This window comes from Natronococcus sp. (genome assembly GCF_047921035.1).
Classification (GTDB): Archaea; Halobacteriota; Halobacteria; order Halobacteriales; family Natrialbaceae; genus Natronococcus.
In genome coordinates this window covers 1-6,646 of the sequence record NZ_JBLRWX010000052.1, presented here as the reverse complement: position 1 = coordinate 6,646, position 6,646 = coordinate 1, and the positions used below count along the sequence as shown (strand labels likewise).

Annotated in this window: 5 protein-coding genes; 2 read left to right on the top strand and 3 right to left on the bottom strand. The window is 67.4% G+C overall.

The window, feature by feature from the left end:
- Positions 1-343: 343 nt before the first annotated feature.
- The 3 genes from ACNA7R_RS11760 to ACNA7R_RS11750 form a co-directional block, all read right to left on the bottom strand.
- Positions 344-3,217: an ATP-binding cassette domain-containing protein gene (locus tag ACNA7R_RS11760; RefSeq protein ID WP_416283755.1), complete on the bottom strand. Its 2,874-nt coding sequence runs from the start codon at positions 3,215-3,217 to the stop codon at positions 344-346.
- 18 nt (positions 3,218-3,235) lie between these two features.
- Positions 3,236-4,336 carry an extracellular solute-binding protein gene (locus ACNA7R_RS11755; protein ID WP_416283754.1) on the bottom strand — a complete coding sequence of 367 codons (1,101 nt, stop codon included), beginning with the start codon at positions 4,334-4,336 and terminating at the stop codon, positions 3,236-3,238.
- A 173-nt stretch (positions 4,337-4,509) separates the two neighbouring features.
- Positions 4,510-5,130, bottom strand: a complete 621-nt coding sequence (locus ACNA7R_RS11750; RefSeq protein WP_416283753.1) for an RAD55 family ATPase — start codon at positions 5,128-5,130, stop codon at positions 4,510-4,512.
- 90 nt (positions 5,131-5,220) lie between these two features.
- Between ACNA7R_RS11750 and pyrB the strand changes: the two genes are divergently transcribed.
- Both pyrB and pyrI read left to right on the top strand, forming a co-directional pair.
- Positions 5,221-6,159, top strand: a complete 939-nt coding sequence (gene pyrB / locus ACNA7R_RS11745) for an aspartate carbamoyltransferase (RefSeq protein ID WP_416283752.1) — start codon at positions 5,221-5,223, stop codon at positions 6,157-6,159.
- Positions 6,152-6,631: an aspartate carbamoyltransferase regulatory subunit gene (gene pyrI / locus ACNA7R_RS11740; protein ID WP_416283751.1), complete on the top strand. Its 480-nt coding sequence runs from the start codon at positions 6,152-6,154 to the stop codon at positions 6,629-6,631. The genes pyrB and pyrI overlap by 8 nt, the downstream gene beginning before the upstream one ends.
- Positions 6,632-6,646: the final 15 nt, after the last annotated feature.

Genomic DNA, 6,646 nt, shown 5'->3' with positions numbered 1-6,646 from the left:
TAATTCTGAACACTACGACGTGCAAGCATTCGTGTTCAGTTAAGGACGAAAGCGCCGATTCGCCGTCCTTCAGACATCTAATCACTGGTTCAAAATAGACGAATTCGGGTTCACCACTGGTCGGTTGGAGACCACGACCCACCTGCGAATATTACTGTCAGTGTTAACCGAACACGAATAGCGAAACATCTCTCGCAACTGGCAGAACCTTCGGCGGTCAGTTTGCACTCTCTACATAACGATTCGACCGGTTCAGATTCACGGACCGGACTGAATAACGAAACCGTATTACCCACTACTGATACGATGGTCAGTTCTCCGATCGAGTCGTCCGATACTGCGGCTACTCCCGCGGGAACGCCGGCAGCGCGTGGGTCGCCGTCACCGAGACGTCGACCGACGTTCCCACGTCGTACCAGTCGTCGTGGGACTGGCGACTCGAGACGCGCTCGCCACCCTCGAGTTCGATCCGGTAGCGGACCGTCTCCCCGTTGAACTGGCGGCCGACGATCCGTCCGTCGCCGGTCGACGACGGCGCTATCGCGACGTCGTCGGGGCGGACGAGGACCTCGACCGCCCGTTCGGTCTCGGGGAGGGAGACGCGGTCGGCGTCGAACCGTCCGATCGGCGTCTCGACGACGCCGTCGGCGAGACGTCCGGGGAGGTAGTCGCCCCGCCCGAGGAAGTCGGCGACCATCCGCGAGGCCGGCTCCATGTACATCGTTCGCGGCGACGCGAGCTGTTCGATCCGGCCGGCGTTCATGACGGCCGTGCGGTCGCCGACCGAGAGCGCCTCCTCCTGGTTGTGGGTGACCCAGACGGCGGTGACGTCGACCTCCTCTAAGATCCGCTGGACGCTGTTTCGCATCCGGGCTCGGAGCCCGGCGTCGAGGTTCGAGAGCGGCTCGTCGAGCAACAGCACCTCGGGGCGGGGCGCAAGCGACCGGGCCAGCGCGACCCGCTGTTTCTGCCCGCCCGAGAGCTCGTCGGGGTAGCTGTCGCGGTACGCCGAGAGACCGACCAGCTCGAGCAGCTCGGCGACTGCGTTCGCTCGCTCCTCGTCGTCGGCGTCCTCGAGCCCGAAGGCGACGTTTTCGGCGACCGTCTTGTGGGGAAAGAGCGCGAACTCCTGGAAGACGATGCCGACGTCGCGCTCCTCGGCGGGGTGGTAGGTCTCCCCGTCCGCGAGCGTCTCCCCGTCGATCCGGATCGTCCCGCCGTCGGGGCGCTCGAGCCCGTCGATCAGCCGCAGGGTCGTCGTCTTCCCGCAGCCCGACGGCCCGAGGAGGGTAAGGATCTCGCCGCGGCGCACCGACAGCGAGATCCCGTCGACCGCGGGACGGCCGTCGTAGCGCTTTCGGACGTCCTCGAGTTCGAGGACGACCTCCCGCTTCCCGGAGTCGGCCTCGCCGTCCGCACTGCCCCCGCTCGAGCCCGCTCTCGCGCCGTCGACGGTCGTCCCGCCGTCCATCACGGCCCGATCGCTCGTCCCGTCCGGACCGGGGAGCGGTTCGTCCCCGTCGCCCGGGACGTCGCGGTCCCGTCGCCACTTCCGGAGGGCCGCCAGCGTCTCGGGGTACTCCCGGGAGACCACCGCGAGGATCGAGAGCCCGGAGAGGAAGACGAGCACCAGCGCCGGGACGGCGGCGTAGCCGTAGTAGGCGTTTCGCTCCGCGGCCCAGATGAACGTCGCGAGCGTGTCGAACCCGATCGGCCGGAGCAGCAGCGTCGCCGGTAGCTCCTTCATCCCGTGAAGAAAGACCAGGGCCGCGCCGGCGACCAGTCCGGGGAACACGAGCGGGAGCGTGATCCGTCGAAACGCCTGGAACGGCGTGTTGCCGAGCGAGCGAGCCGCCTCGGCGAACTTCGGGTTGACGTAGAGGATCGCCGTGCGGGTCGAGCCGACGGCCAGCGGCAGGTAGAGCACGACGTAGGCGAAGACCACGAGCGGCACGGTCTGGTAGGCCGACGGGAGATAGCGGGTGGCGAAGTAGACGAGGCTGAGCCCGATGACGACGCCGGGAACGGCGAAGCCGATGTACGTCGCTCGCTCGAGGATCCCCGAGAGCGGCGAGCGGTGTCGAGCGGCGAGATAGGCTACCGGGAGCGCGAGACAGGCGGCGACGACCGCGGCCAGCGCGGAGACGTAGACCGAGTTGATCGCGTACCCGAGTTCGAACCCGAAGCTGCCGGCGTAGGCGTCCGGCCCGGTGAGCAGCCAGGAGAACAGGAATCCGATCGGGACGAGGATCGCGAGCGCGACGATCGCCGCGGGGACGATCAGCGAGGGCCAGCGCCAGCGACCGAGCCGGATCGTGTACGGACCCGAGTTCCCCCGGGCGCTGCCGTGGATCCGCTCGTGGCTGCGGACCTGGGACTCGACGAGGAGAATCACGAGCGTGATCGCGACGAGATGCAGGGAGAGCATCGCGGCGTAGTCGTGGGCGAGGGCGTTGTACTCGAGGTAGATCTGTCGGGTGAACACGCTGAGCCGGAGGATCGCGGGAACGCCGAAGTCGCCGGCGGTCTCGAGAGCGGTGAGCAACGCGCCCGCGGCGACGGCCGGTTTCACCATCGGGAGGACGATCCGGACGAAGACGCCCTGGATCCCGGTCTCGAGGCTCCGGGCGGCGTCGACGTAGGTCTTGTCCAGCGCCCGGAGCCCCGCGATCGTCGTGAGGTAGACGAACGGGTAGTTGTACAGCGTGAGGACGAACACGGTCCCCGGCATGCCGTAGATTTCGGGCAGGGACTCGACGCCGAGCGGTGCGAGCAGCGACTGCAGCCGGCCCTGAGGACCCCAGACGGAGACGAACGAGAACGCGGAGACGAAGCTGGGGACGACGAGCGGGAGGGAGAGCGCGACGATCCAGAACCGCTTGAACGGGAGGTCCGTGAGGACGGTGAGGAAGGCGAGCGGCACCGCGATCAGTACCGACAGCGTCGTCACTGCGACGATCAGGACGGCCGTATTGAGCAACACGTCGAGCATCCCCCGGCGGAGGACGATCGAGGTTGCCCGCTCGAGGTCGACGCTGAGTGCGACGACGGCGATCCAGACCACCGGGATCACGACCGTCGCGGCGACCGCGCCGGCCAGGAGCGTGAGCCCGACCGGCGTCCGTTCGTCGTCCTCGTCGTCCGCGTCGTCCTCGCGGCGCCGGCGCTCGTCGTCCGGGTAGTCGTCGACGGCCTCGAAGGAGGAAAGCGAGGACATGGGTGTGGACGGAGCCGCTCAGAACGGCACGCCCACGTCCCGCAGGATCTCCTGGGCCGGTTCGGGATCGGCCAGCTCGTTGAGGTCGAACTCGGGAGGTTCGAACTCGTCGGTCGCGGGCACCTCCTCGATCGGCTCGACGCCGTCGATCGTCGGGTACTCCCAGGTCGTCGTCGCGAAGTACTCCTGGGCCTCCGCGGAGACGAGGTGTTCGACGAACGCCTTCGCCGTCGACTGATCGTCGCTATCGGCCATGACGGTCCCGCCGGTAACGTTGTACATCGCGCCGGCGTCGCCGCTCGTGAACGTGATGTCGTAGGCGTCGCCGGGGCTGTCGGCGAGCGTGTAGTGGTTGGTGAGTCCGACGCTGACCTCGCCGTCGGTGACCGCCTGCGCCAGCCCGCTGTCCCCGCCCGGGGAGATCTCGGCGTCCTGGTCGTTCGTCAGGGTTTCGACCCACTCTCGGGCCTCGTCCTCGCCGTGGACGACGATCATCGCCGTCAGGAACGCCTGCGTCGATCCCTGATCGGGGGGCCACATGATGTCGCCGGCGAACCGGTCGTCCTCGGCGTACGCGAAGATGTCGTCCGGAAGGTCGTCGGCGTCGTAGGCCTCGGTGTTGTACGCGGCCGCCCGGTACCGCCTCGTGAACCCGATCCAGTGGCCGTCGGGATCGCGGGATCCCTCGTCGACGTGATCGAGGACGTCCCCCGAGAGTTCGACCGTGTACCCGTCGTTTTTCAGATCGGTCATCGACTGGCTCTCGCTCCCGTAGAAGACGTCCGCCGGCGTCTCGTCCTCGGCCTCGATCGCGCCGACGAGGTCGGCGGTGTCGTCGTAGCGCACCTCGAGCGAGAAGTCGTCGTACTCCGACTCGATGTACTCCATCAGTTCTCCGATTCGGGGCTCGCTCCGACCGGAGTACACCGTGAGTTCCCCGCTCAGATCGGGTAGTTCCTCCATCGGGACGCCACCCGGGTCCGAACGTCCCTCCACGTACTCCGGATCCCCGAGAACGTCCTCGTTGTCGGTTCCGCCGAGACAGCCCGCCGTCAGTCCGATCGCAGTGCCCCCGATCGTCGCGAGTGCGGTGCGTCGAGTCACCACCCTTCGATCCATGTTACCGTGCCTGTACGAGAGGGGTCATAAACCCACGTTTCCGGGTACGTTCGTTCGTTGAACAACCGTACACGCGTGACCGTTTCCTAAACCGACCGATTCCAGTCCACGTGTCGTCCTCCGGCTGCCGCATCGCTCGAGGACAACCGCGGCTCGCCGTCGGAAGCGGACGTTCATGCGATGTCTCGGCTCGTATCGATCGTGACTTCGCCGGTCAGCTCGAGCGTGATCGCCTCCGCGGGCTGGCCGCCGTAGCGGAACTTCGGGACCGAGAGAGCGGTCTCGAGGCGACCCCCTACGCGGTCGGTACGAAGCTCGAAGACCGCGTCGGCGGCGTGGAGAGTTCGGCTCCGGGTTTCGGATTCGGTGCCGCGCAGACAGTGCAGAACCGCGACGCCGTCGGTCTCGAGCAGCCGCTCTTTCAGCTCGTTCAGGAACGCGACGTAGGTGTCGGGATCGGTCCGCTCGAGGCGGTCGACCGTGTCGACGATCAGGAGCCGCTCCTCGCCCAGGTCGGCGACGGCCCGTGAGGCGTCCTCGAGCCCGTCGGTCGGGAGCCGTTCGATCGCCGGTTCGCCGACGGTCGCGGGGGCTACCTCGAGCGCCGACCGGACGGCCCGAACCGACCGTTCGGTGGAGAGGTATCGCGTCTCGCGTGCGGCCGTCAGCTCGTACAGCAGGCGCTCGGACTGGCTCGCGGGGTCGGCGGTGTAGGCGACGAGCGCCCCCCTCGGCAGGCCGCCCTCGAGCTTGCGATCCAGCGCGTCGATCCCGGTCCGGAGCCGATCGGCCATGCGGTCGGCGAGGTTGTGGCAGCGACGGTATAGCTTTTCTCCCCGCGAACAGGGAGATTCAAGGGGTTCGCAGGCCCCGTATCCAACGAGATGCGCCACGACCACGTGATCACGAGCAAACACCTCTCGCGGGCGGACATCGAGACCGTCCTCGACCGGGCCGCCGAGATCGCGGCCGATCCGTCGGCCGTCGCGGATCGTCACGCCGGGGCCCTACTCGGTCTGCTCTTTTTCGAGCCGAGCACGCGAACGAAGATGAGCTTCGAGACCGCGATGAAACGCCTGGGCGGGGATGTCGTCGACATGGGAGGCGTCGAGTCCTCGAGCGTCAAAAAGGGCGAGACGCTCGCCGACACCGTCCGGGTGATCGAGGGGTACACCGACGCGCTCGTCCTGCGCCACCCCAAGGAGGGCGCCGCGACGATGGCCAGCGAGTTCGTCGACGTGCCGCTGTTGAACGCCGGCGACGGGGCCGGACAGCACCCGACACAGACCCTGCTCGATCTGTACACGATTCGGGAGAACGCCGGACTCGACGATATCACGATCGGCATCATGGGCGATCTGAAGTACGGCCGAACCGTCCACTCGCTGGCCTACGCGCTGTCGAACTTCGACACCCGCCAGCACTTCGTCAGCCCGGAGAGCCTGCAGCTCCCACGGGAGGTCGTCTACGACCTCCACCAGCAACAGGGCGGCCGAACGGGGATCCGTGAACACGAGAGCCTCGAGGCGGTGCTGGGCGATCTGGACGTCCTCTACGTGACCCGGATCCAGCGCGAGCGGTTCCCCGACGAGTCGGAGTACCGGAAGGTCGCGGGCGAGTACCGGATCGACACGGAGACGCTCGAGGCCGCGAGCGACGACCTGACGGTGATGCACCCGCTCCCGCGGGTCGACGAGATCGCCCCCGAGGTCGACGACACGAAGTACGCCGCCTACTTCGAGCAGGCCCACAACGGGGTGCCGGTGCGGATGGCGCTGCTCGATCTCCTGTTGAGCGAGAACGGAGGTGTTGGCGATGAGTAACGGGGGCGACGACCGCAGCGAGCACGAGCTGCGGGTCAGCAAGATTCGCAACGGAACCGTCATCGACCACATCAACGGCGGGCAGGCGCTGAACGTCCTCGCGATCCTCGGCATCGACGGCAGCGAGGGCGAGGAGATCTCCGTCGGGATGAACGTCCCCTCGGACCGGCTCGCCCGCAAGGACATCGTCAAGGTCGAGGGTCGGGAGCTGAGCCAGGACGAGGTCGACGTGCTCTCGCTGATCGCGCCCGACGCGACGATCAACATCGTCCGGGAGTACGACGTCGTCGAGAAACACCGCGTCGAGCGCCCCGACGTCGTCGTGGGCGTCCTCTCTTGTCCGAACGACGGCTGCATCTCGACCGGCGAGGAACCCGTCGACTCGCGGTTCGAGGTCGTCGACGACGGGGTTCGGTGTTCGTACTGCGGGACGATCGTCCGGGAGGGGATCGCGTCCCTGATCGAGACCTGAGCCAGTAGCCAACGG

Coding starts and splice junctions, on each gene's coding strand:
- ACNA7R_RS11760 (WP_416283755.1), bottom strand. CDS start 3,217: ATGTCCTCGCTTTCCTCCTTCGAGGCCGTCGACGACTACCCGGACGAC.
- ACNA7R_RS11755 (WP_416283754.1), bottom strand. CDS start 4,336: ATGGATCGAAGGGTGGTGACTCGACGCACCGCACTCGCGACGATCGGG.
- ACNA7R_RS11750 (WP_416283753.1), bottom strand. CDS start 5,130: ATGGCCGATCGGCTCCGGACCGGGATCGACGCGCTGGATCGCAAGCTC.
- pyrB (WP_416283752.1), top strand. CDS start 5,221: ATGCGCCACGACCACGTGATCACGAGCAAACACCTCTCGCGGGCGGAC.
- pyrI (WP_416283751.1), top strand. CDS start 6,152: ATGAGTAACGGGGGCGACGACCGCAGCGAGCACGAGCTGCGGGTCAGC.